Source organism: Sphingomonas crocodyli, assembly GCF_004005865.1.
Taxonomy (GTDB): Bacteria; Pseudomonadota; Alphaproteobacteria; order Sphingomonadales; family Sphingomonadaceae; genus Rhizorhabdus; species Rhizorhabdus crocodyli.
This window is the reverse complement of sequence record NZ_SACN01000001.1, coordinates 816,189-839,242: the sequence shown is the minus strand read 5'-3', so window position 1 is coordinate 839,242 and position 23,054 is coordinate 816,189. Positions and strand designations below refer to the sequence as shown.

The 23,054-nt window shown below is 65.6% G+C and carries 23 protein-coding genes and 1 pseudogene; 9 read left to right on the top strand and 15 right to left on the bottom strand.

The window, feature by feature from the left end; translation table 11 throughout:
* Positions 1–21 precede the first annotated feature (21 nt).
* The gene (locus EOD43_RS03995; RefSeq protein ID WP_164857081.1) at positions 22–477 is read right to left on the bottom strand and encodes a DUF11 domain-containing protein; all 456 of its coding nucleotides are present in this window, start codon (positions 475–477) and stop codon (positions 22–24) included.
* A 14-nt stretch (positions 478–491) separates the two neighbouring features.
* Positions 492–1,463, bottom strand: coding sequence for a DUF11 domain-containing protein (locus tag EOD43_RS03990; protein WP_127741310.1), 972 nt, complete (start codon positions 1,461–1,463; stop codon positions 492–494).
* Positions 1,464–1,745: 282 nt separating this feature from the next.
* Between EOD43_RS03990 and EOD43_RS03985 the strand changes: the two genes are divergently transcribed.
* From EOD43_RS03985 to EOD43_RS03960, 6 genes are all read left to right on the top strand, one after another.
* Positions 1,746–2,420 carry a TetR/AcrR family transcriptional regulator C-terminal domain-containing protein gene (locus EOD43_RS03985; protein ID WP_164857080.1) on the top strand — a complete coding sequence of 225 codons (675 nt, stop codon included), beginning with the start codon at positions 1,746–1,748 and terminating at the stop codon, positions 2,418–2,420.
* Between the two features lie 19 nt (positions 2,421–2,439).
* Entirely contained in the window at positions 2,440–3,216 is a 777-nt protein-coding gene (locus EOD43_RS03980) for an SDR family oxidoreductase (RefSeq protein ID WP_164857079.1), read from the top strand.
* A 41-nt stretch (positions 3,217–3,257) separates the two neighbouring features.
* Positions 3,258–4,013 (top strand): alpha/beta fold hydrolase, encoded by a 756-nt coding sequence (locus EOD43_RS03975; protein ID WP_127741304.1) that lies wholly within the window; start codon positions 3,258–3,260, stop codon positions 4,011–4,013.
* Positions 4,014–4,016: 3 nt separating this feature from the next.
* Positions 4,017–4,661, top strand: coding sequence for a prolyl hydroxylase family protein (locus tag EOD43_RS03970; protein WP_127741302.1), 645 nt, complete (start codon positions 4,017–4,019; stop codon positions 4,659–4,661).
* A 917-nt stretch (positions 4,662–5,578) separates the two neighbouring features.
* On the top strand, positions 5,579–6,415 hold the full coding sequence (locus EOD43_RS03965) for a TauD/TfdA dioxygenase family protein (protein WP_127741300.1): 837 nt from the start codon (positions 5,579–5,581) through the stop codon (positions 6,413–6,415).
* 12 nt (positions 6,416–6,427) lie between these two features.
* Positions 6,428–7,090, top strand: a complete 663-nt coding sequence (locus EOD43_RS03960) for a peroxiredoxin-like family protein (RefSeq protein WP_127741298.1) — start codon at positions 6,428–6,430, stop codon at positions 7,088–7,090.
* On the opposite strand, the gene EOD43_RS03955 is transcribed toward EOD43_RS03960, so the two are convergent.
* Both EOD43_RS03955 and EOD43_RS03950 read right to left on the bottom strand, forming a co-directional pair.
* Entirely contained in the window at positions 7,087–7,848 is a 762-nt protein-coding gene (locus tag EOD43_RS03955) for a class I SAM-dependent methyltransferase (RefSeq protein ID WP_127741296.1), read from the bottom strand. The two genes, EOD43_RS03960 and EOD43_RS03955, sit on opposite strands and share 4 nt — an antisense overlap.
* Before the next feature lie 7 nt (positions 7,849–7,855).
* A complete protein-coding gene (locus tag EOD43_RS03950) occupies positions 7,856–8,605 on the bottom strand; it encodes a sulfite exporter TauE/SafE family protein (RefSeq protein ID WP_127741294.1) in 750 nt (249 codons plus the stop codon).
* An 81-nt stretch (positions 8,606–8,686) separates the two neighbouring features.
* On the opposite strand from EOD43_RS03950, the gene EOD43_RS03945 reads away from it, so the two are divergent.
* A complete protein-coding gene (locus EOD43_RS03945) occupies positions 8,687–9,580 on the top strand; it encodes a LysR family transcriptional regulator (protein ID WP_127741292.1) in 894 nt (297 codons plus the stop codon).
* Here the strand turns inward: EOD43_RS03945 and EOD43_RS03940 are convergent.
* From EOD43_RS03940 to cyoA, 7 genes are read right to left on the bottom strand one after another with little or no spacing between them, the layout of a single operon-like run.
* Entirely contained in the window at positions 9,573–10,103 is a 531-nt protein-coding gene (locus tag EOD43_RS03940) for a response regulator transcription factor (RefSeq protein WP_127741290.1), read from the bottom strand. The genes EOD43_RS03945 and EOD43_RS03940 overlap by 8 nt on opposite strands.
* Position 10,104: 1 nt before the next feature.
* A complete protein-coding gene (locus EOD43_RS03935; protein ID WP_127741288.1) occupies positions 10,105–11,406 on the bottom strand; it encodes an ATP-binding protein in 1,302 nt (433 codons plus the stop codon).
* On the bottom strand, positions 11,406–12,065 hold the full coding sequence (locus tag EOD43_RS03930) for an SURF1 family protein (RefSeq protein WP_127741286.1): 660 nt from the start codon (positions 12,063–12,065) through the stop codon (positions 11,406–11,408). Before EOD43_RS03930 ends, EOD43_RS03935 begins: the two co-directional genes overlap by 1 nt.
* A 10-nt stretch (positions 12,066–12,075) precedes the next feature.
* Entirely contained in the window at positions 12,076–12,426 is a 351-nt protein-coding gene (cyoD, locus tag EOD43_RS03925; protein WP_127741284.1) for a cytochrome o ubiquinol oxidase subunit IV, read from the bottom strand.
* Between the two features lies 1 nt (position 12,427).
* A complete protein-coding gene (cyoC, locus tag EOD43_RS03920; protein WP_127741282.1) occupies positions 12,428–13,045 on the bottom strand; it encodes a cytochrome o ubiquinol oxidase subunit III in 618 nt (205 codons plus the stop codon).
* A complete protein-coding gene (gene cyoB, locus EOD43_RS03915; protein WP_127741280.1) occupies positions 13,042–15,048 on the bottom strand; it encodes a cytochrome o ubiquinol oxidase subunit I in 2,007 nt (668 codons plus the stop codon). Before cyoB ends, cyoC begins: the two co-directional genes overlap by 4 nt.
* A gap of 14 nt (positions 15,049–15,062) precedes the next feature.
* Positions 15,063–16,163, bottom strand: coding sequence for a ubiquinol oxidase subunit II (cyoA, locus tag EOD43_RS03910; RefSeq protein WP_127741278.1), 1,101 nt, complete (start codon positions 16,161–16,163; stop codon positions 15,063–15,065).
* A 131-nt stretch (positions 16,164–16,294) separates the two neighbouring features.
* Here cyoA and EOD43_RS03905 point away from each other — a divergent pair, with 131 nt between their 5' ends.
* Positions 16,295–17,632, top strand: a complete 1,338-nt coding sequence (locus EOD43_RS03905) for an MFS transporter (protein ID WP_127741276.1) — start codon at positions 16,295–16,297, stop codon at positions 17,630–17,632.
* Between the two features lie 11 nt (positions 17,633–17,643).
* On the opposite strand, the gene EOD43_RS03900 is transcribed toward EOD43_RS03905, so the two are convergent.
* From EOD43_RS03900 to EOD43_RS03885, 4 genes and pseudogenes are all read right to left on the bottom strand, one after another.
* Entirely contained in the window at positions 17,644–18,534 is an 891-nt protein-coding gene (locus tag EOD43_RS03900; RefSeq protein WP_127741274.1) for a LysR family transcriptional regulator, read from the bottom strand.
* A 120-nt stretch (positions 18,535–18,654) separates the two neighbouring features.
* A pseudogene (locus EOD43_RS03895) lies at positions 18,655–19,120 on the bottom strand (nuclear transport factor 2 family protein).
* A 28-nt stretch (positions 19,121–19,148) separates the two neighbouring features.
* The gene (locus tag EOD43_RS03890; protein WP_127741272.1) at positions 19,149–21,212 is read right to left on the bottom strand and encodes a 2Fe-2S iron-sulfur cluster-binding protein; all 2,064 of its coding nucleotides are present in this window, start codon (positions 21,210–21,212) and stop codon (positions 19,149–19,151) included.
* A gap of 53 nt (positions 21,213–21,265) precedes the next feature.
* Entirely contained in the window at positions 21,266–21,883 is a 618-nt protein-coding gene (locus EOD43_RS03885; RefSeq protein WP_127741270.1) for a glutathione S-transferase family protein, read from the bottom strand.
* Positions 21,884–22,247: 364 nt separating this feature from the next.
* On the opposite strand from EOD43_RS03885, the gene EOD43_RS03880 reads away from it, so the two are divergent.
* A complete protein-coding gene (locus EOD43_RS03880) occupies positions 22,248–23,048 on the top strand; it encodes a class II aldolase/adducin family protein (protein ID WP_127741268.1) in 801 nt (266 codons plus the stop codon).
* The last annotated feature ends 6 nt before the right edge of the window (positions 23,049–23,054 follow it).

Here is a 23,054-nt window from a genome sequence, read left to right as displayed (position 1 = left end):
ACTCCCTGTTGAAAACGAAGATCAGCGGACGACCGCGTGAAAAGAGACCTGGCCCGACGCCCCCGGCGCGATCGCCTGGTTCAGGTGCCAGCGCAGCTGGCGGACGTCGGTGAGGCGGGCGGGACGGCGGCTGCCGTCGGCGCCGGCGACCGTGAGCGAGGCGAGCGGGCCGAACTGAACGCCGTCGACCGACATGTCCGGCTCGCCGCCATCGCCGGCGCCGCGATAGAGCATGTCGGCGGGGATCGGGTTGCTCAGCACCACGTCCTTGGCGGCCTGATCGCCCGTGTTCTTGTAGGCGAGGACATAGACCATGTGGTCGCCCGGCACGGCCTTGGCGGCCGGGGTCAGCCGTTCGGCGCCCGCGACGGTTTCGACGCGCAGCACGCGGGCGTCGAGGGTGATGCCGCCGGCCAGCGCCGGAACGGCCGAAAAGGCCGCGAACATCGCAGCCAGCCGGGCAGTCGTGCGGGTCATGGTGTCACTCCATTTCATTGAATTCGAACCTGAAAGCTGACGGTGTGGGTCGCGGGCGCGGGCACATTGCCCAGCGCGACCGAGATGCCCGATCCGGTGAAGTTGCCCGCATCCCCGTCGCCCGCGTCGCTCAGCGCGGCGCCGTCGAGCTTGAGGCTGCCGGCGACATAAGCGGTGCCCGCGGGGATCGGATCGGCGATGACGACGTCGCTCGCGGTGCCGCCGCCGGTGAAGCGGCCTTCGAGCGTGTAGGTGATGATCGCGCCGCGCATCGGCGTCGCGCTGCCGTCGCGCGCCGTGATCGCCTGCGTCTTGACCAGTTCGGCCTGGACTTCCTGAACCGAGGTGGTGCGGATCGGCCGACCGTTCACGTGGCCGCCGGTGCCGCCGATCACGACGTCGCTGCCGCCTTCGCCCGCGCCGGTGATCACCTCGCCCACGCGACGGCGGCCGAAGCGCGAGGATACGGGCAGTTCGACCGTGCTGCCGTCGAGCGTCCCGGTGCCCAGCACGAACACGCGATAGCGCGCGAACGGGCGCAGCATCGGCGTCTCGGTGCCATAGGGAATGGCGGGATCGATGCCGGGATCGTAGCAGCCATTGTCGTTGGCGTCGGCGGCAAGGCCGGTAACCTGGAAATTGCCGGTGGCGACGGGCTCGCCGATGATGAAGCTCTCATCGCCATTGCCGGTGTTGAGGATTTCGAAGCCGACCGCGGTCACATCGCCGGTCGGATTGCCGCAGGCGGGCAGCGGATCGACGGTGAAGTCGATCAGTTCGTCCACGCGCGTGCTGACGGGATTGGACGCGATCGTGCTGGTCTGGCCGTCGATGCCGTACTGGACCTGGGCGACGTTGCGGATGGCAGTGCCCGCTTCGGTCGCCGCATGAACCGGATTGATCGACAGGCAGGCGATCAGCGCTGTCGCCGAAGCAACAGCGCCGGCCCATGCCCGGCGACCAATCCGAAGTTCAAGCAAACGCAACAGAACGCAACTCCCCTAACGCAGGTTCGGGGGTGCGCTCGCTTGCTTAATCAGGAGTTATTTTTGGTCGTCTCGGCGGCCCGCAATGTCATCATCGGCATGCCAATCTAATACTCAGGTATAACTTTGCCGAAACGGATTAGACCAAGGTCTTACGTAGAAATCCGCGACCGCGCGAAGGTTTGCGCAAACCGACGTTACGGCCGAATCACCTTCAGTTATGTCAGTAAGCATTTCCGAATTGTCTTCCGAAATAGGTCCGCTATCCATCGGCGGATGACCGTGCGTAACCAGACCATCTCCGCCGCCCCCGCCCCCCGCCGTCCGCAGGGGCGCCCGCGTCGGCTGACGCTCGACAAGATCATCGACACGGCGTGCGAGATCGGGATCGACCGGCTCGATATGGCGGGCCTCGCCGCCAAACTCGGCACCGGGGTCGCCACGCTCTACGGCTATGTCGACAATTACGACCATCTGATCCACCTGACGCTGCAGCGGCTGGGCCAGTCGACCCTGATCGTCGATCATGGCCAAAGCTGGCAGGCGGTGCTGCGCGAACATGCCGCCTCGATCTTCGCGGTCTATCGCCGCCATCCGCAGCTGATCGGCCATATGATGGACGGCACCCGCCGCACCCTGGCCGACATCGTCTATTTCGATCATGTCGTGAAACTGCTGGTCGATCGCGGGATCGCCCCGGTCGATGCGCTGTCGCTCTATTTCGAGGTCAATCAGATCACGGCCGGCGCCGCCGTCGGCCTGCATTACCGCGCCTCGGCCGAGGCGGCCGCCGGCGGGCCGGATGCGCTGCGGGAGGAACTGGTCGCCGCGTGCGACGCCAGTGGGCTGCCGGCGCTCCGCGAAGGCTTCGCCGCCACCGGCCTGCCGCCCGCGCTCGGCGACTATCAGCGCGCGCTCGAGCGGCTGATTGCGGAGCATGAATCAACGACGACATAACAAGAATGGAGAGTGGGGGATGCGATCGATCTTCGTAACCGGCGGCGCGAGCGGCATCGGCCACGCCACCGCAAAGCTGTTCGCCGGCAAGGGCTGGCGCGTCGGCATCGGCGATATCCAGACGCCGAAGGAACCGATCGACGGCGTCGCGTTCTTCCTCCTCGACGTGCGCGATCGCACCCAGTGGCGTGACGCGCTCGACACATTTTGCGGTGGCCCCGAAGGCGCGCTCGACGTGCTGGTCAACAATGCCGGCATCGTCCGCTACGGCCGCTTCGTCGCCAGCGATCCCGTCGATTCCGATCTGCTGGTCGACATCAATATCAAGGGCGTGATCAACGGCTGCCACATGGCGCTGCCGCATCTTCGCGCCGGCACCAATCCCGTGATCGTCAACATGGCGTCGGCGGGCGCGATCTATGGCGGCGCCGATCTGGCGGTGTACAGCGCGACCAAATTCGCGGTGCGCGGCCTCTCCGAAGCCCTCGACGGCGAGTTCGCGCCGCTGGGGGTGGAGGTGCGCTGCGTGATGCCGTGGTTCACCGATACGCCGATGGTTCATCAGAGCGGCTTTGATCGCAACACCTCGCTCAACGACGAAATGGCGCGCAACGGTTCGCACACGCCGGCCATGCCCGCCGCTGCGGTGTGGGACGCCGTGCACGGCAAGGCGCTCCATTATCCGGTCGGCCGCCCGACCAAGATCTTCCGCCTGTTCGCGCGGCTTTTCCCCGATGCGATGCGCAAAGTCGCACGCAAAGGCGTCCTCGCGAAAGACGCGGCGCGCGCGGCCTGACCGGCGACACGATAGACAAAGACAAAGACCAGGAGAGAGATATGGCGACCTTCGTACTGATCCACGGAATGTTTCACGGCGGCTGGTGCTGGGACAAGGTGAAGGCCGCGCTGGAGGCGGACGGGCACACGGTGTACGCCCCCGATCTCGCCGGCTGCGGCAAGGATACGACGCCCCCGATGCAGGTCACGCTGCAACGCTGGACCGACGATCTCGTCGCCCTGCTCAACGGGATCGACGGCAAGGTCGTCCTGCTCGGCCACTCGCGCGGCGGCCTGCCGATCAGCCAGGTGGCCGAAGCGGTGCCCGAAAAGATAGCCGCTCTCGTCTATCTCACCGCCTTGATGCTCCCCAACGGCAAGGCCGCGATGCACATGGCCGATATCGGTGCCGAGGCGGGGATCGAGCTGCAAATGGGCCTGATCCAGCCGCGCCCCAATGCCGATGGCACCGCCTTGATCCCCAATGAGGGCGCCGACGAGATCTTCTACGGCGATTGCAGCGCGGAGGATCGCGCCTGGGCGATCCCGCAGGTCGGGCATGAGCCGATGATCCCGCTGGGCACCCCTGTCTCGCTCAGCCCCGAACGATACGGCTCGGTCCCGCGCATCTATATCGAGACCACGCTCGATCGCACCCTGCCGATCAACAACCAGCGCGCGATGATCGCCGTGTCGAAGCCGACCGAAGTCATCAGCTTCGAATGCGACCATATGCCCAACGTCACCCATGTGCCCGAACTGGTCGCCGCGCTGGAGAATATTGCCGAGCGTTACGCCGCGCGCGAGGCGGCCTGATCGATGGCGGCGGTGGGGGTCGCGGCGGGGGTCTCTGGGCGCCTCGCCGCCGCCTCGGGCGTTCAAAAAGTGCCCTCGCGCCGCGCCGATCTGTTCGTGAAGCGCGACTTCATCCCCGCCGATCTGTGCGCCGCGCTGATCGCGCGGATCGACGCCGATCGGCGCCCCTCCACGATGGCCGATCATCATGGCGACGCCAGCTTCCGCACCAGCGAGAGCTGCGATCTCCACGCGGCCCTGCCCGAAGCGCAGGCGATCGACCGCGCCATCGCAGACCTCACCGGCCTCGATCCCACGCACGGCGAACCGCTTCAGGGCCAACGCTACGACGTGGGGCAGGAATTTCGCGACCACACCGATTATTTCGAACCAACCGGGTTTGACTATCTGCGCTACTGCGCCGACGCCGGGCAGCGCACGTGGACGGTGATGATCTACCTCAACCGCCCCATTTCGGGCGGCGCCACCCGCTTCAGGACGCTCGACAAGATCGTCCAGCCCGAACCCGGCAAACTCCTCGCCTGGTCCAACCTCGACCCCGCCGGCCACCCCAACCCCGCCACTCTCCACGCCGGCCTGAAAGTCCGCAGCGGCGTCAAATATGTCGTGACCAAATGGTATCGCGAACGGCCGTGGGTGCGCCCCTGATCCTCCCCCGGAGGGGGAGGGGGACCATCCGCAGGATGGTGGAGGGGTATTAGCCGGCAGCGGCACGCTCATTCTCCTGACCATCGCCCCCGGCCAATACCTCTCCACCGGCTATGCCGGTCCCCCTCTCCCTCCGGGAGAGGATTTTCATCCTTGACAAAACGAACCATTTGGGTTATTCACTCCACCATCCCCTCGCATGATCAGCCTGGGGGTACAGGACCGGCCCGGAGCAGAGCTCGCTCCGCATCCGGGCCGTGACAGGTCGGCGCGAAGTCATCCGGTTTCAGAAGCGGATGCGCATCGCTTCTCGCCGGCATGTGCTGGACGAACCCGCCGGCAGGCGGAGGCGACTTGCGGTTTCGAAGGAAAGACAGGGCCGATCCACTGCGGGCAACCGCATCCCGGGTAGCCCCGACCGGACAGACCACGCTTCGCCCCCAATCGCCGGGGCCATCCTCTCGAGGGATGGCAGCAGCCAATCGCAGGACCGCATCCCCTGGCCTGGTGACAGCAGGTAAAGCATGTCGGTTCGGTCGGCCCCAGCCATGCCCGCACCACTGACCCTAGTTACCCTACGTCCGGGTGCCCTTTTGGCAGGACGCGCCGACCTTCACCTGTCCTGATTTTGGAGTCGAGTTGCGCCCTTTTCAGATCCTCCCCCGGAGGGGGAGGGGGACCATGCGCAGCATGGTGGAGGGGTATTGGCCGGCAGCGGCACCTACCCACTCCTGCACACCGATCCCGACGAACTACCCCTCCACCACCCTTCGGGCGGTCCCCCTCCCCCTCCGGGGGAGGATCGCATCGCTACCCCACAAAGTTCAGAAATCCTCATCACCTCATCGCGGCTTCTCGTTGGTCGCGCCGCCGCCACCGCGCCTAGCCTTTGGGGGTCAACCGGAAGGAGCCCCCCAATGGCAACCACGACACTCGACACCACGACCAACCTGACCGTCGATCAGCTCACCCCCGTCATCGGCGCCGAGATCGGCGGGGTCGATCTCGGCCAACCGCTCGATCGCGGCACGCGCGACGAACTCTATGCGCTGCTGCTTCAGCACAAGGTGCTGTTCTTCCGCGATCAGCATATCAGCCGCGACCAGCAACTCGCCTTCGCCGCGAAGTTCGGGGAGCTTTATGCCCACCCGACCGGCGGCCTGCAGACGCATCGCATCATTCAGCCGATCGCCGCCGAGGATGCGAAGAAATACGAATATCGCGGCAATCACTGGCACACCGACACCAGCTGGCGGCTCAATCCGGTGCTGGGCGCAGTGCTGCGCGCCGAAACGATCCCGCCCGTCGGCGGCGACACGATCTGGGCGAATGGCGGCGCGATCCTGCGCGGCCTGCCCGCCGATCTGCGCGCTGCGATCGACAATCTCTACGTCGTCCACGATTTCCAGGATGCACTCAACCGCGCCGGTGAGATCTATCCGCTCGTCGCCCACCCGGCGGTGCGCACCCATCCCGAGACGGGCGAGGACATCTTTTGGATCAATTTCAGCCTGAAGCCGCGCTTCGTCGATCTCGACAAGGCCGAGAGCGATGCGCTGCTCGCGCGCCTCTATGACGAGGTGAAGAAGCCCGAACACAGCGTCCGCTTCCGCTGGCGCGAAGGATCGGTCGCCTTCTGGGATAACCGCGCCGGCCTGCATTACGCGGTCAAGGATTATGGCGATTTCCCGCGCGTGATGCACCGCGTGCTGATCGCCAGCGACGACGTGCCCCACCGCGTCCGCAACGCCTGAGGAGGACGGACGATGCCCCAATCCCTCACGGCGCAGTTCGACGCGCTCCATGCCGAGCGCGAGCGAACCTGGGACGCGGCAAAACTCGCCAGGAATGTCGCGCAGCGTCAGGCGCTGGTCGACGCCTTCGATCCCGCGAAGGTCGTCAGGCCCGGCGATCGGGTAACGCCCTTCACGCTGGATCTGTCGACCGGCGGCACGGTGACGCTCGACGATCTGACGGCGGACGGCCCCGTCGCTCTGGTCTTCTTCCGTTTCGCCGGCTGCCCCGCCTGCAACATCGCGCTGCCGCATTATGATCGGACGCTGGCCCCCGTGCTGCGGGCCGCTGGCATCAGGCTGGTCGCGGTCAGCCCGCATCTCCCCGAACATGGGTTAGATGCGATCCGCCAGCGGCATGATCTGAGCTACGCGGTGGCGAGCGACCGCAACAATGCGTTGGCGAAGCAGCTCGGCATCGCCTTCGTGCCGCTGGACAATGCGCCGCCACCGGGCGGGGGCGAGTGGATCGGCAGCCTGACGGGCACCGGCACCGGCGAACTGCCCCAGCCCGCGATCGTCCTGATCGATCGCAGCCATGTGGTCCGCTTCGTCGATGTTAGCCCCGACTGGCTTCGCCGCACCGAGGCCGATGTGGTCGCAGCGGCCCTGCGCGGCGAGGCTGTCGCCGCCTAGGCGGCGCGCAGCTCGAACATCGCCACATCGAGCAGGAAGCTCCCGTCCGGCTCGATCGCCAGCGCCGATCTCACCTCGGCGCTGGCGCCGTGCTGCAGCGACAGGATCGCCGCGACATGCGCCTCCGCCGTCCGCATCCGCGCGATCCAGCTGGCAAACTCCATCCGCAGCCGATGCGTCGCCACCGCTTCGATCAGGAAGCCCGCCCGCCCCAGCGCGGCGCTCCATTCGGCGACCGAATAATCGCGCACATGGCTGGGATCGCGCAGCAATTCGATCGCCTGCAGATGCGTGTCGGCCAGCGGCATCGGCAAGGCGACCGGATCGATGAACACCGCGCGACCGCCGGCCCGCGTCACCCGCCGCGCCTCGCGCAGCCCCGCATCCCAATCGCGCCAGTGATGCGCGCTCATCCGGCAAAAGGTCAGATCGAAACTGGCATCGGCGAAGGGCAGTCGCTCGGCCGGTGCCTGCCGGGTCGTGATATTGCCCAGCCCGCGCGCCTCCGCCTCGGCCGCAACCGCCGCCAGCATGTCGGCGGACAGATCGCACGCGACGACCTCCGCAACATGCGGCGCGACACGATAGGCGACATGCCCGCCGCCGCATCCCAGATCGAGCGCACGACCGCCCGCATCCCGCGCGATCGCCTCGATCCGATCGAGATCGGGGCCGGCGCTGTGGACGGTGCTGGCGACATAGGCGCTGGCCTGCGTGCCGAATTGACGGCTGGTGGCGTCGTGATGTGAAACGGTCATGGGATCCTCAACGATAGAAACGAACGAACAGCAGGGTGGTGACGGCGATGGACAAGGCGATCGTGGCGGCCCGCACGGCTGGGGCCGGAAGGATGCGGCCGAGATGCGCGCCCGCATATCCGCCCGCCAGCGCACCGCCGCCGACAAACAATGCAGCATCCCAGCGCACCGCGCCGGCCAGTGCGAAACACAGGATCGCGATGCTGTTGGCCGCCGTCACCATCAACGTCCGCGGCGCATTGAGCAGCTTGATGTCCGCATCGTGGAGCAAACTCCACGCCGCCATCATCATCAGCCCCACCGCGCCGCCGAAATAGCCGCCATAGACGCCAAGCACGAACTGGACGCCCAGCACCGCATGCCGGCCGACACTCAGCCTGCGCCGCAGCGCCGGCCCCAGCCGCGCCCCGAAGGCCAATGTGATCGTCGCGACCAGCATCAGCCAGGGCAGCAGCGCATCGAACAGCCGGGTCGGTGTCCACAGCAGCAGCAGGCTCCCGACAAGACCGCCCAGCAAAGTCACCGCCAGCATTGGCGGCAACCGAACTCCGCCGATCGGCCTCAGCCCCGCGCGATAGACCCACGCGCTCGACGCGCCGCCCGGATAGAGCGCGACGCTGCTCGTCGCATTCGCCGAGACCGAAGGCACACCGCTCGCGATCAGCACGGGCAACGTCACAAACGACCCGCCGCCCGCCAGCGCATTCATGCCACCGCCAACGAAACCGGCCAGAGCAAGGAGTATCACGCCATCCATCCCGTGGCCTTGCGCCCGCTGGCGATCGCCCACAATGCGCGATATGCGATGTCAGCTTTCGGATAGAACGAAGGATAGGACGTGCGCTTCGATCTGGTGGACCTGCGGCTGTTCGTCGCGATCGTCGAGGCGGGCAGCATTTCGAAGGGTGCGGAGAAGGTTCATCTCGCGCTCGCATCGGCCAGCGCGCGGGTGAGCGGGATGGAGGCGATGCTGGGCGTCGCGCTGCTCGATCGCGGGCGGCGCGGCGTGGTGCCGACGGCCGCGGGGCGCAGCCTGCTCCACCATGCCCGCTCGATCGGTGCGGCGGTCGAACAGATGCGCGGCGACCTGCGCGGCTTCGCGACCGGGCTGAAGGGATCGATCCGTATGCTGTCGAACACGGCGGCGCTGGTCGAACTGTTGCCCGCCGCGCTGCGCAGCTTCCTCGCCACGCATCCCGATGTCGACATCGATATCGAGGAACGGACGAGCGCCGACATCGTCGCCGCCATCGCCGAAGGGCGCGCCGAATTCGGCGTGATCGCCAACAGCGCCGATAGCGCGATGCTCGAAACGATCGCGCTCGCATCGGACAAGCTGGTGCTGATCGCACCCGCCGCCCATCCGCTCTCCAGCCGCGACACGGTCGCCTTCGCCGAACTGCTCGAAGAACCCTTTGTGGGGCTCAGCGCCGGCGCGCTGCACAGCCACCTCGCCGATCATGCCGCGCGGCTGGGCCGCCGGATCAACTATCGCGTGCGCCTGCGCAGCTTCGATGCGGTCGCTCGGCTGGTCGAGGCGGGCGTGGGCCTGGGCATCGTGCCGCTGGCCGCAGCCGCTTTGTGTCGCGCGACCGGCATCGCGACCATCCCATTGTCCGATGGCTGGGCCGATCGCGAACTGCTGATCTGCGCCGCCGATTTCAAGGCGCTCAGCCCGCATGCGCGGCTGTTCGTCGACCATGTCGTCGGCGCGGCGCGCGCGCCTATTTGACCGGCATCTTTTCCAGTTTGCGGGCCAATGTGCGGCGGTGCATGCCCAGCCGCCGTGCGGTTTCGGAGATGTTGAAGCCGGTTTCCGCCAGCACTTCGTTGATCATCTCCCACTCATGGGTTTTGATCGACGAGGATCGCGCCGTGACCCGCACGTCGGGATCGCCCGCCGCGCGGCCAAACGCCGCCTCGATATCGTCGGTGTTCGACGGCTTCACGAGATAGTGGCACGCGCCCAGCTTGATCGCCTCCACCGCCGTCGCGATGCTGGCATAGCCGGTCAGAACGACGATCAGCATCGCGGGATCGTGCGCATGCAACTTCGCCACGCAGGGCAGGCCCGATGCCGTGCCCAGCTTGAGATCGACGACGGCATGGTCGGGCGTCTCCGCCTCCAGCAGCGCGTCGAGTTCGGCCGGGCTGGCGGCGACACGGACGCGGTAGCCGCGTCGTTCGAACGATCGCTGCAGCGTGCGGGCGAAGGTTGCGTCATCCTCGACGATGATCAGGCTGTGATCGTCCATATCAGCCGGCTCCCGAAGCACTGACCAGCGGCAGGAGCAACCGCACCTCCGCGCCGCCGCCTTCGCGATTGCGCGCCTCCAGCCCCCCGCCCAGGCGACGCATCGTATTGCTGGCAAGGAACAGGCCGAGGCCGTGCCCGGCCCCCTTGGTCGATTGATAAAGCGTCCCGACCTTGTCGAGTGCGGACGGCGCGAAGCCCGGCCCGCCATCGCGTACCGCGATCGCCAGCATCTCCCCCTCGATCGCCGCATCGATCGAGATACCGGCGGGCGACGCCTCCCCCGCATTGTCGAGCAGGTTCCAGATCGCCTGGCGCAACGCGGGATCGGCGGCGATCACCGCGCCGGCGGCATCCGCACAATTGTCAGCCAGCGGCACCTGCGCATGCGTCGGCCGCCATTCGGCGACGGTCGCATCGATGAAGGCGGCGGCGGCCAGGCTCTCCATCGCCTCGCCGCGCGGCTGCCCGGCCGAATGGAGAATGTCCGACACGATCGCCTTGCATCGCTGCACTTCGGCGACCATTTCCTCGACCTCGACCGCAAGCTGATCGTCCTGCCGGATCGCGGGCATGCGCCGCCAGTCGGCCAGGATCACCGACAGCGTGCCCAGCGGGGTGCCGAGTTCGTGCGCGGCGCCCGATGCGAACAGGCCCATGCGGACGATCCCCTCCTCCTGTGCCGCATGTTGGCGCAGATCGGCGAGATGCGCGTCGCGGGCGCGCAGGTTGCGGATGATCCGGATGATGAACATGCCCAGCAGGGCCGCGACCATCACGAAGGCGATCCAGCGCCCGATCGCGAACAGATCGACGCCCCCGGCCGCAAGCTCCGGCGGCAGACGCAGCGGGATCGATCGCGTGCTGAGCAGCGCATAGCTGAGCGCGGTCGCAGCCCCCAGGACCGCCGCCGACGCGGCCTCCAGCAGGATCGCGCCCAACACCACCTGCAGCAGATAGAGCGAGATGAAGGGATTGTCCGCGCCGCCGCTGAAATAGAGCTGCAGCGTCAGCACGCCCATGTCGACGAGCAGGGCGAGCATCACCTCCCCCTCGCGGACATGATGCCGCCGCCGCGCGAGCGTCGCGAACAGGTTGGTCGCCGCCAGCAGCAGCGCGACGCCGAGCATCTCGACCATCGGCAGGGCAACGCCCAGCACATAATGGACGAACAGGATCGCGATCGTCTGCCCGGCCACCGCGATCCAGCGCAGTTGGATAAGCTGGCGCATATTTTCGGCCGCCGCCGTTTCGGTGGTGGACCCGTTGGGCTTGCGCGCGAGCGCGAGAAGCGGAGCGTCCATCAACGCCGCCGGGGCTTCCGCAGCAAAAAGGCCGCAAAGCCGCTCAGCCCCGCAAGGCCGAACCAGGTGAGCGCATAGACCAGATGGTTGTTGTTGAAGCGAACCACGGTGAGCCCACCTACCGGATAGCCGACCTTATGGGGAGAGGCATCGGCATCGACGAAGAAGGACGCGACCGGCCCCAGCCCGCGCGCGGCGGCGATTGCGGCCACATCGCGCGAATACCATCGGCCGGCGCGCGGATCGTTCGCGCGCAGGAAGCCGCCGCCGGGTTCAGTGAGACGAAGCAGGCCGGTCACGCGCACCCCGCCCTGCGCGCCTTCGCACAGATCGCGCCAGCCCGCCGGCACGAAACCGCGATTGACCAGCACGATGCCCTGCGCGGTGCGCAACGGGGTAAGCAGCCAGAAGCCCGCGCCCCGTTCGGTGAGCGCCTGCACCCGCACCGATTTGTCGTGCAGGAAGGTGCCCGTCGCCGTGACGCGGCGATATTCGTCGCCATGCGCTTCGGCGATCGGCACCGGCGCGGCGTGGATCCCCGCCTCGACACGCGCGATCAGATCGAGCTTCCACGCGCGCCGTTCGATCTGCCAGATGCCCAGCGCCACGAAGCCGATCGTCGCGATCAGCGCGAGCGCGATCAGGATCGCCCGTTTCATGGCGCAGGCTTCAGGGTTGCGCGTCCATCCCGTCGCCCATCGGCATCATATTGGCGTTGAGGTGGTACATGATCCACAGCGATCCCACGATCACGATCAGCACCAGTACCGCCGTGAAGGCATAAGCCAGCAGGGTCCAGCCCCCCTCCGAACTCGTGTTGACGTGCAGGAAGCATACCGTGTGGACCAGGATCTGCGCGACGGCGGCGGCGATGATCACCATCGCGGTCGCCTGTGGGGCCAGCACATGGTTCATCACCAGCCAGAACGGCACCGCGGTCAGGACGACCGACAGCAGGAAACCGTACACATAGGCGCTGCGCGAAACGTGGGGCGCTTGATCGTGGGTGGTGTCGCTCATCTCACAGAACCCCGAGCAGATAGACGAAGGTGAAGACGCCGATCCACACGACGTCGAGGAAGTGCCAGAACATGCTGAGGCACATCAGCCGGCGCTGGTTTTCCGGATGCAGCCCGCGCTGCGACAGTTGAACCAGCATCACCACCAGCCAGAGGATGCCGAAGCTGACGTGCAGCCCGTGCGTCGCGACCAACGTGAAGAAGGCCGAGAGGAAGGCGCTGGTCTGCGGCGTAGCACCTTCGTGGATCAGCGTGCTGAACTCGTACAGTTCGACGCCGACGAACGCCGCGCCGAGCAAGCCGGTGATCGCCAGCCATGCCTTGGTGGCGCCAAGCTTGCCCTCCTGCATCGCGATCATCGAGAAACCGTAAGTGATCGACGACACCAGCAGGATCGCGGTGTTGAGCGCGACAAGCGGCAGTTCGAAGATTTCGCGTGGCGAAGGCCCGCCCGCAAAATTGCTGCTCAGCACGCCATAGGTGGCGAACAGGGTCGCGAAAATGAGCGCGTCGCTCATCAGGTAGATCCAGAAGCCCAGCAGCGTCGCGCCGCCGGCTTCGTGATGCTCCTCCTCCGTGACGTAGAAGGTGGTGGTATCGGTCATGCTGGTCGCGCTCATGCTGCCGCCCCCGCCGCGAGCAGCTTCGTGCGCGCGTCTTCCTGTTCCGCCACCTCATCCGCCGGGATGTGATAGTCGCGGTTGTAATTGAAGGTGTGGATGATCCCGCCGATCAGCAGCGCACCGGCCGACAAAGCGGCGAGCCACCAGATGTACCAGACCATCGCGAAGCCCAGCACCATCGCAAGGCCGGAGAGGATCACGCCTGCCCCGGTGTTGCGCGGCATGTGGATCGGCAGGAAGCCCTTTACCGGCCGTTCGGCCCCACGATCCTTCATGTCGTACCATGCATCGAGATCGTGGACCTGCGGCGAGAAGGCGAAGTTGTACGCGGGCGGCGGCGAACTGGTCGACCATTCAAGCGTGCGACCGTTCCACGGATCGCCCGTCGTGTCGCGCAGCTTGTCGCGGTTGATGATGCTGACCGCGATCTGGATCACGAAGGCCAGGATACCGATCAGGATGATCACCGCGCCGATCGCCGCGATCACGAACCAGATCTGAAGGCTGGGATCGTCGAAATGGTTCACGCGGCGCGTCGTGCCCATCAGGCCGACGATGTAGATCGGCGTCCACGCAACCCAGTATCCGATCACCCAGCCCCAGAAGGTCACCTTCCCCCAGAAACGGTCGAGGCGGAAACCGAAGGCCTTGGGGAACCAGTAATCCATCCCCGCGAACAGGCCGAACACCACGCCGCCAATGATCACGTTATGGAAGTGCGCGACGAGGAACAGCGAGTTGTGCAGCACGAAGTCCGCCGGCGGCACCGCGAGCAGCACGCCCGTCATCCCGCCTACCACGAAGGTGAGCATGAAGGCGACCACCCACATCATCGGCAGTTCGTAGCGGATTTCGCCGCGATACATCGTGAACAGCCAGTTGAAGATCTTCGCGCCGGTCGGGATCGAGATCACCATCGTGGCGATCCCGAAGAAGCTGTTGACGCTGGCGCCCGATCCCATCGTGAAGAAATGGTGCAGCCACACGAGGTAGCTCAGGATCGTGATGACGACCGTGGCATAGACCATCGACGAATAGCCGAAGAGGCGCTTGCCGGTGAAGGTCGACGTGATCTCCGAATAGATGCCGAAGACGGGCAGGACGAGGACGTACACCTCCGGATGGCCCCAGATCCACACCAGGTTCCAATACATCATCGGGTTGCCGCCGAGATCGTTGGTGAAGAAGTTGGTGCCGACATAGCGATCGAGCATCAGCAGCGCGAAGGCGCCGGTCAGCACCGGGAAGATCGCGATCGCCAGCACGTTGCTGCACAGGGCCGTCCAGGTGAAGATCGGCATCTTCATCATCGTCATGCCGGGCGCGCGCATCTTGATGATCGTCGTGACCATGTTGATCGCGGACAACGTCGTGCCCACACCGGCTATCTGCAGCGCCCACAGATAATAATCCGGCCCGGTATCGGGGCTGTTCTGCAGGTTGGTGACCGGCACATAATTGAGCCAGCCGCCGCGTGAGAATTCGCCGACGAACAGCGACACCATCACCAGCAGCGCGCCTGCCACCGTCAGCCAGAAGCTGAGATTGTTGAGGAAGGGAAAGGCCACGTCGCGCGCGCCGATCTGCAGCGGCATCACATAGTTGACGAGGCCGACGATCAGCGGGATCGCGACGAAGAAGATCATGATCGTCCCGTGCGCCGAGAAGATCTGATCATAATGATGCGAGTTGAGATAGCCCTCGCTCGCGCCGAACGCGATCGCCTGCTGCGCGCGCATCATCAGCGCGTCGGCGAAACCGCGCAGAAGCATGATGATGCCCAGGATCATGTACATGATCCCGATCTTCTTATGATCGACCGAGGTGAACCATTCGCGCCACAGGAAACCCCACAGCTTGTACTTGGTGACCGCGGCGACGATGCCGAGGCCCAGCGTCATCACCACGATGAAGGTGACGAGCAGGATCGGTTCGTGGACCGGGAAGGATTCGAGGGTCAGGCGACCGAAGATCGTCTTGATGACGGATTCGTCGAACATGATGGCTCCGTCGATCAGGCGGCGGCGACGCGGGCGGTGCCCGGCGCGGCGTCGATAAGGTTGAGCGAGCTGTGATGGTCGTGATGCTGGCCGGCGGCCGGCGGCGGCGATTGCGCGCCGGGCTGCGGGGTGAGGCTTTCGCCCCCGCCCTTTTCATGCCCTTCCTTGAACACCGCGCCTTCGGGCTTGCCTTCCTCCGGCTGCGAACCGTGCATCCCGGTCATGCACGGCGTGCCGGGCTTGACGCAGCGTTGCAGGATGCGGCGGAACAGTTCGGGTTCGACCTGCGCAAAGCGCATCACCGGCACGCGCTGGCTCGGCTTTTCCAGCTTCAGATAATTGTCGACATCAAGCGCCGATCCGCGGGCGCGGACACCCGCCACCCAGCTTTCGAAACCGGCATCCTTCACGCCATGCAGCTTGAAGCGCATGTGCGAAAAGCCCGCGCCGCTATAATTGGCGGACAGGCCGTCATACGTCCCTTCGCGGTTGATCACCGCGTGAAGCGTGCTGCGCATCCCCGGCATGGTGTAGATCATCCCCGCGAGCGTCGGCGCGTAGAAGGTGTTCATCATGTTGGTGGACGTCAGATCGAACCGCACCGGCCGATCGACCGGCATCACCAGCTCGTTGACCGTCGCGACGCCCTGTTCGGGATAGATGAACAGCCATTTCCAATCGAGCGAGACGACCTGGATCACCAGCGGCTTGACGTTGGGATCGACCGCCTTCGTCGCCGACACGCGGTTGAGCGGGCGGAACGGATCGAGCAGGTGCGTGCTCCACCATGTCAGCGCGCCGAGACAAATGATGATCAGCAGCGGCGCCGACCAGATCACCAGTTCCAGCGCGGTCGAATGATCGAACTTCGGATCGTAGGTCGCGCCCTTGCCCTTGCGATAGCGCCACGCGAACACGACGATCAGCGCCATCACCGGCACGATGATCAGCAGCATCAAAGCGGTCGAGATGTAGATGATATCTCGCTGCTGCACCGCGATGTCGCCTGCCGGATCGAGCACAGCCCGACTGCAGGACGACAGCAGAGCCGCCGCCGATAGGATGGTCGCGGCCTTCAGGGGACGCGGGATCGCAGGAAAAAGGTGTTCGCGCATGGTCACCGCCTATCCCGGCGTGCTGTCGTGCCGACATTGGACATTTTGTCCTATCCCCCCGGTGCTGCATTTCTGGTGCAAGGAGCGTCGAAACAACATATTATCAGGCTTGTCCGCCGGAGCGAACCCTTATGACTGCACCGATCGCCGGATCGAATTCGACAACTCTCGAGCGCGACGCGCAGCGTCTGCACGCGCACGAGCATCGTATCGCCCCGGGCGAGATCGCGATCGGCGTTGTCGTCGGGCGGACCAGCGAGTTCTTCGACTTCTTCGTTTATGCGATCGCGTCAGTTCTGGTCTTTCCGTCGCTGCTCTTTCCCTTCGTCGATGCGGTGACGGGCACGCTCTATTCGTTCGGCCTGTTCTCGCTGGCGTTCCTCGCACGCCCGCTGGGGTCGGCATTGTTCATGTGGATCGATCGCCATCACGGGCGCGGCGTGAAGCTCACCATCGCCTTGTTCCTGCTGGGCGGATCGACGATGTCGATGGCGTTCATCCCGGGTTACGAACAGATGGGCGTCACCGCGATCTGGGCCCTGGCGGTGCTGCGCATCGGGCAGGGCATGGCGCTGGGCGGCGCGTGGGACGGGCTGCCTTCGCTATTGTCGCTCAACGCGCCCGCCAACCAGCGCGGCTGGTATGCGATGATCCCGCAGCTGGGCGCGCCGCTGGGCCTGATCGTGGCGGCGGGCCTGTTCGCCTTCTTCCTGACGACCCTGTCGGACGCCGATTTCCTGTCGTGGGGCTGGCGCTATCCCTTCTTCGTCGCCTTCGCGATCAACGTCGTCGCCCTGTTCGCCCGGCTCCGGCTGGTGGCGACGCCCGAATTCCAGCATCTGTTCGAAAGCCGCGAACTGCAGCCCGCGCCGTTCTGGGAAACCGTCCGGCTCGATTGGCGGACGATCGCGCTCGGCTCCTTCGCGCCGCTCGCCAGCTTCGCCTTGTTCCACCTCGTCACGGTGTTCCCGCTGTCGTGGGTGCTGCTCAACACCGGCGAATCGGCCGAACGCTTCCTGTTGATCGAGATCATCGGCGCGATGGTCTGCGTGCTGGCGATGCTCGCCTCGGGTGTTGTCGCCGATCGGGTCGGGCGGCGCGCAGTGCTGGGCATCTCGGCCGGGCTGATCGCGGCCTATAGCGGCTTCGCGCCGCAACTGCTCGGCGCGGGCGGCTTCGGTGAGACCGTCTATATGCTCGCCGGCTTCGTCCTGCTCGGCATCGCCTTCGGCCAGTCATCGGGCGCGGTGAACGGCAGCTTCTCCAGCGAGCGCCGCTACACCGGCGCGGCGACCGTCGCGAACCTCGCCTGGCTGATCGGCGCCGGCTTCGCCCCGCTGGTCGCGCTGGCGCTGGCGACCCGCTTCGGCCTCTGGTCGGTCGGGGCCTACCTGCTCTCCGGCGCGATCTGCACCCTCGCCGCGCTTGCCATCAACCGGGAATGGGCGCGTTCAACGAGCGCAGGATGATACGCCTCGGCTCAGTTGAGCAACCGGCTCTCGCGCAGGCGTGATACCGCGAGATCGACGAAGGCCCGCACTTTGGCAGGCGCATGGCGGCCTTCGGGGTGCATTACGTGGATGGGGAGTGGCGGTTCCTCGTTGTCCGCCAGGACGATCTGGAGCTCGCCCGCCTGCAATGCGGGGCCGACCTGATAATGCAGCACGCGCGTGAGGCCCCAACCGGCTTTTGCCGCGGCGATCGCAGCATCGTTGGTATTGCACTGAAGCACGGCGTTGACGGTGACGCGCTGATCATTGGCGAAACGCCATTCGGGCGATCCCCATGCGCTGGTGGCGGCCGCGATGCGATGGTGTTTCAGGTCGGCGGACGTTTCCGGAATGCCATGCCGATCGAAATAAGCGGGCGATCCGACGATGACGCGGCGGACCGTGCCCACCTTGATCGCGGAGAAGCCCGAATCCGGCAGGTGCCCGATGCGGATCGCGACATCGATGCCCTCTTCGACGATGTTGACCGGCCGATCGACGAAGAAGGTTCGCGCCGACATCGTAGGGTGGGCATCCAGATATTTGGTCACGATCGGGAGGACGTAGATCTGGCCGAACATCGCGGATGCGGTGACGGCCAATGTTCCCGCAGGCGTGGCATAGGACCCGGCGGCGGCCGCCTCCGCCTCGGCGATGTCGGACAGGATGCGGCGGCAATCGTCGAAATAGCGGACGCCGGCCTCTGTCATCTTCACCGACCGGGTGGTGCGCACGAGCAGGCGGGTGCCGATTAAAGCCTCCAGCGACGCGATCGCGCGGGTGACGACCGGCGCGCTGACATGCATGTCGCGCGCCGCCGCAACGAAGCTTTCCGTTTCGGCGACTTTGACGAAAATGCGCATCGCCTGCCAACGGTCCATCCGCACCTTCCCATGCCGCAACGCCAGTGCATCTGCATAAGCGTCTCCGCATCCACTTCGGAAGCCTTGCATAGGATATCGGGCGGAAAATCGGATGGAATGTGGGTATGGACGCCCCGGTCAGAAGCCGAAATAGCTGAGGCCGGGATGGTCGTCCGGGCGGCGACCGAGCCGCCAGCGGAACTTGCGATCCTCCTCGCGGATCGGATGCTCGTTGATGCTGGCGTGACGCGCGCGCATCAGCCCGTCTTCGGCAAATTCCCAATTTTCGTTGCCATAAGCGCGGAACCAATGGCCGCTATCGTCGTGATATTCGTAGGCATAGCGCACCGCGATGCGGTTGCCGGTAAACGCCCAAAGTTCCTTGATCAGGCGATAATCGAGTTCCTTGTTCCACTTGCGCGTGAGGAAGGCCTGCGCCTCTTCGCGATTGGTCACGAACTCGGCGCGGTTCCGCCAGCGCGTGTCGACCGTGTAGGCGAGCGCGACCTTCGCCGGATCGCGGCTGTTCCAGCCATCTTCGGCCAGGCGCACCTTCTCGATGGCGCTGCGTTCGGTGAAGGGGGGGAAGCGGCGGACGGGACATGATCGGTCCTTTCGGGATGGAATGATGGTCAGAGCGCGAGTTGAATACGGTCTTCGTCGTCGGTTTCCGGCTTTGCGGGCACGGCACAACAGATCAGCACCTCATCCTCGGCAACGGCGGCAGTCGGCTCCCTGATGTAGGTGACGGCGCCTTTGAGCAGCTTGGTCTTGCAGGTTCCGCACGATCCCTCGCGGCAGCTGAACTCAGGCTCCAGACCGCGGGCTTCGGCCAGTTCGAGCAAGGTGCCGGCACCCGGCGTCCAGCGCGCTTCCTTCAGCGAATTGAGGAAGGCGACGGGGACCGGCTTGTCCGACGGTGGGCGGCGCTTCGGGGGTGGCGTGCCGGCATCCGGGGTGCGGACCAGTGACGACGGGCCGAAAGCCTCGGCATGGATGCGCGCATCGGCAACGCCATATCCGCGCAATCCGTCGTAGAGCGACTGGGTGAAGGCGGGCGGACCGCAGACATAGAAGTCGTAATCGTCGAAGCGCAGGAAGCGGGTCAGCAGCGGCATATCGATGCGCCCGGCGGCATCATAATCGACGCCCTCCCGAGCGCCGGCCGGGTCGCTGAGCACCCGGATCACGCGCACTGCATTGTAGGAAGCCTCGACCAGATCGGCGAGTTCGGTATCGAACGGGCGCTCGGCGCGGATGCGGGCGGCGTGAAAGAGGTGGGTCGGGCGAACCGACTGCTTGCGGACGCCTTCGTAAACGACGTGGCGCAGCATCGCGAGCATCGGGGTGATCCCGACCCCGCCCGCCAGGAGCACCGCAGGCCGCGTCGCCTGTGCATCGATCACGAAATCGCCGGCCGGCGCGCGGGCCTCGATGATGTCGCCTTCGCGGATGCTGTCGTGGAGATGGCTGGAGACCGCGCCATCGCGCTTCACGCTGATCCGGTAGAGATTGTCGGACGGCGCGACCGACAATGTGTAGGTGCGGATGATCGGCTTGTCCGCGCCCGCCAACGTCACCCGGATCGGCAGGTGCTGGCCCGCCTGATGCGGGAGCAGGCCGATGCCGTCGTCGGGCGTCAGGTGGAACGACCGGATCGTACTGCTTTCGTCAACGATCCGGACGACCTTCATCGGGCGCCAGCGGGTGGCAAGTTCCGCCGCGCGCAGGCGATCGGCGGCCTGATCCCAGTCGCCGGTCATCAGCGCATTGGGCGACCAGCCATCCGCACGAAAGGTCCAGCGCAGGGCAAGCGCACCCGAACGGCGGACGATGCGGCGCGGGCGGAAGGTCCATAGCCGCTCGGCGCCCTGGAAGGCGGCAATCTCGGGCGAGTCCAGGATCACCTCGGCATCGCCCGTCATGTGCAGCATGTCGCCGGTCGCATAATCCGCGAAGACCAGCCCGGCCTTCCCGTTAAGCAGGATGTTGCCCAGCGTGGAGAAGAACAGATTGCCGTCGAAATCGGGGATCGTGAGCAGCCCGTCTTCGGCGACGCGAACGAACCCGGCCTTGCCGCCGCGGTGCGACACGTCGACCTGTCGCGCCCCCTCGCGATCGGCATAGGTTGCGACGTAGAAAGCGTCGGCGCCTTCGATCATTGCGCGGGCGGGCGCGTCGATCTGCGGGAGTTCCTCGGCCTCGTCCGCGACCGGCAAGGCGGGATCGCGAACGAAGGCGAAGTCGCGCAACTGGATGTAGCGCGGGCAATTGCCGAAGCTCTGGTCGACTTCGATCCGCATACCGCCGTCGGTGTGCGTCGCGACGCCGTTCATCCGGTTGCGGCGGCGCGTGTGCAGTTCGATCCCGAGCAGGCCGACAGGCGTGCCGTCGCCGATACCTTGGCCGGCGGGATCGCCGGGGTGCGGGCGGGCCGCGATGTCGAGAATGGTCGGCGTTGGGGAGGACATGAAGCCCGGCCGCCCCTCGACAAAGGTGGCCCAGGCATCGCCGGCAGCATCGACGCTGCCGAGGACGATGAAGGGAAGCTGCGCGTAAAAGTCGCGATGCTGATCGGGCATGAAATCGCGCACCACGCGCTTGCCGATCTCCGCCATCCGATCGGCAACGCCCACCTTTTCCTGAAGGGCCCGCTCGCCCTCATGCCAGATGGCCAGCTTCGGCTTGTCGATCATCCCTGCCTCCCGAAGCGAGCCGGACGCGCGGTCAGACGCGCCCGGCGTGACGATCATGCGGCCGCGGCGAGGCCGACGGGCGTTTTGACGAAAGGCACGAAGCCCGGCAGTGCTTCGATCCGGCGCAGAAGCGCCTTCACCGCCGGATAGCCCGACAGATCGACATTGCCCTCCGGCGCGCGCGCCACATAGCTGTAGATCGCGACATCGGCGATCGTAGGCCCGTCGGCGGCCAGCCAGTCGCGATGGGCGAGATGGAGTTCGATCTTCGCCAGAATGACATGAGCGCGGGCGATCACCTCATCGGCATTATAGGGCGCACCGAACACGGTGATGAGCCGCGCAGCCGCCGGACCATAAGCGATCTCGCCCGCCGCGACCGAGAGCCAGCGCTGGACAGCGGCCGCCTCGAACGGCGTTTCAGGCAACCAGTCGGTGCGCCCGGCCTTCTTCGCGAGATAGACGAGGATCGCATTGGAATCCGCGACGATGATGTCGCGATCCTCGAGCGCGGGAACCTGCCCGAATGGGTTCTTGGCGAGAAAGTCGGGCGTCTTGTGGGCTCCCGACTTCAGATCGACCTCGACCAGTTCGTGCGGCAGCCCGAGCAGCGAGAGGAACAGGCGGGCACGGTGCGAATGGCCCGACAGCGGATGATGGTAGAGCTTCATGATGCTTCTCCAAGGGTTCAGACCGGGCCATTCCCGACCCTGTATGCGGTTTATGCGGCTGACATTCGGCGAGATGAATGCGCAAAACACGAAGGAGATTATTTCCCATAGAGAAACAATCCGCCGATGTCGCCGCTAGGCCGACCGGCGATTATGCGGCCCGCGCGGTATCCTGTACGGTCTGGAAACTCTCCATCACCGTCGCATGGTAAAGTCGCCATAGGACTTCCTCGAATCTGCGCGCCGACGCAGCACAGAGCCCACTAAGCCAAGTAAATGCGGGCAGACCCGCCGGGACGCACAGCGTTGGGTTTCGGACGATTGGGCGCTCGTCGATGACGGCGAAGCAGGCGTAAATGGTGTCATGGAAAAATCGCCAGTCACACCGATACATCGAACGTCAGATCACGCGATGAGCGAAGTGGAATGGCGCACGCGTGTCGACCTTGCCGCCTTTTATCGGCTTGTCGATCATTTCGGGTGGACCGACCTGATATATAACCATCTTTCGGCCCGGATTCCGGATGCGACCAATACCTATCTGGTCAATCGCTACGGGTTGATGTTCGAAGAGATTACCGCCTCGAACCTGATCACCGTCGATGCGGAAAGTGGCGCGGTATTGCCCCGGCCGGGTAGCGCGGGGGCGGAGCGCAACGAGGCCGTCCATGTTCTGCACGGAAGCGTGCTGCGGAGCCGTCCCGATCTGATGTGCCTCGCGCATGTTCATACGCCCGCGATCATGGCGGTGTCGGCGATGGAAGGGGGGCTGTTTCCGATCACGCAGACGGCGATGGGATTGATGGGGCTGCTCGGCTATCACGATTATGGTTTCGACGATGCCGCGTGCGATCGTCTGGTCCATGATTTCGCGACGGCCGACATCGTGATCCTGCGCAATCATGGCGTGCTCATCGGAGGTACAACGATCGCCGAGGCGTTCGTCCACCTTCACAATTTCGAGTTCGCCTGCAAGGCGCAGGTCGCTGCGGTGGCGAACAGGGACGGGTGCATCGTCCCGCCCAAATCGGTGCTCGAACAGCATGTCGCCGTGGTCGATCGCTGGATGGAGCGCGCGGGCGGGCCGCGTGATGGGCGCGAATGCATCGAGTGGCAGGCCTGTCTGCGCATGTTGGAACGGCGCGGGATCGACTATGCGATCTAGATAGAT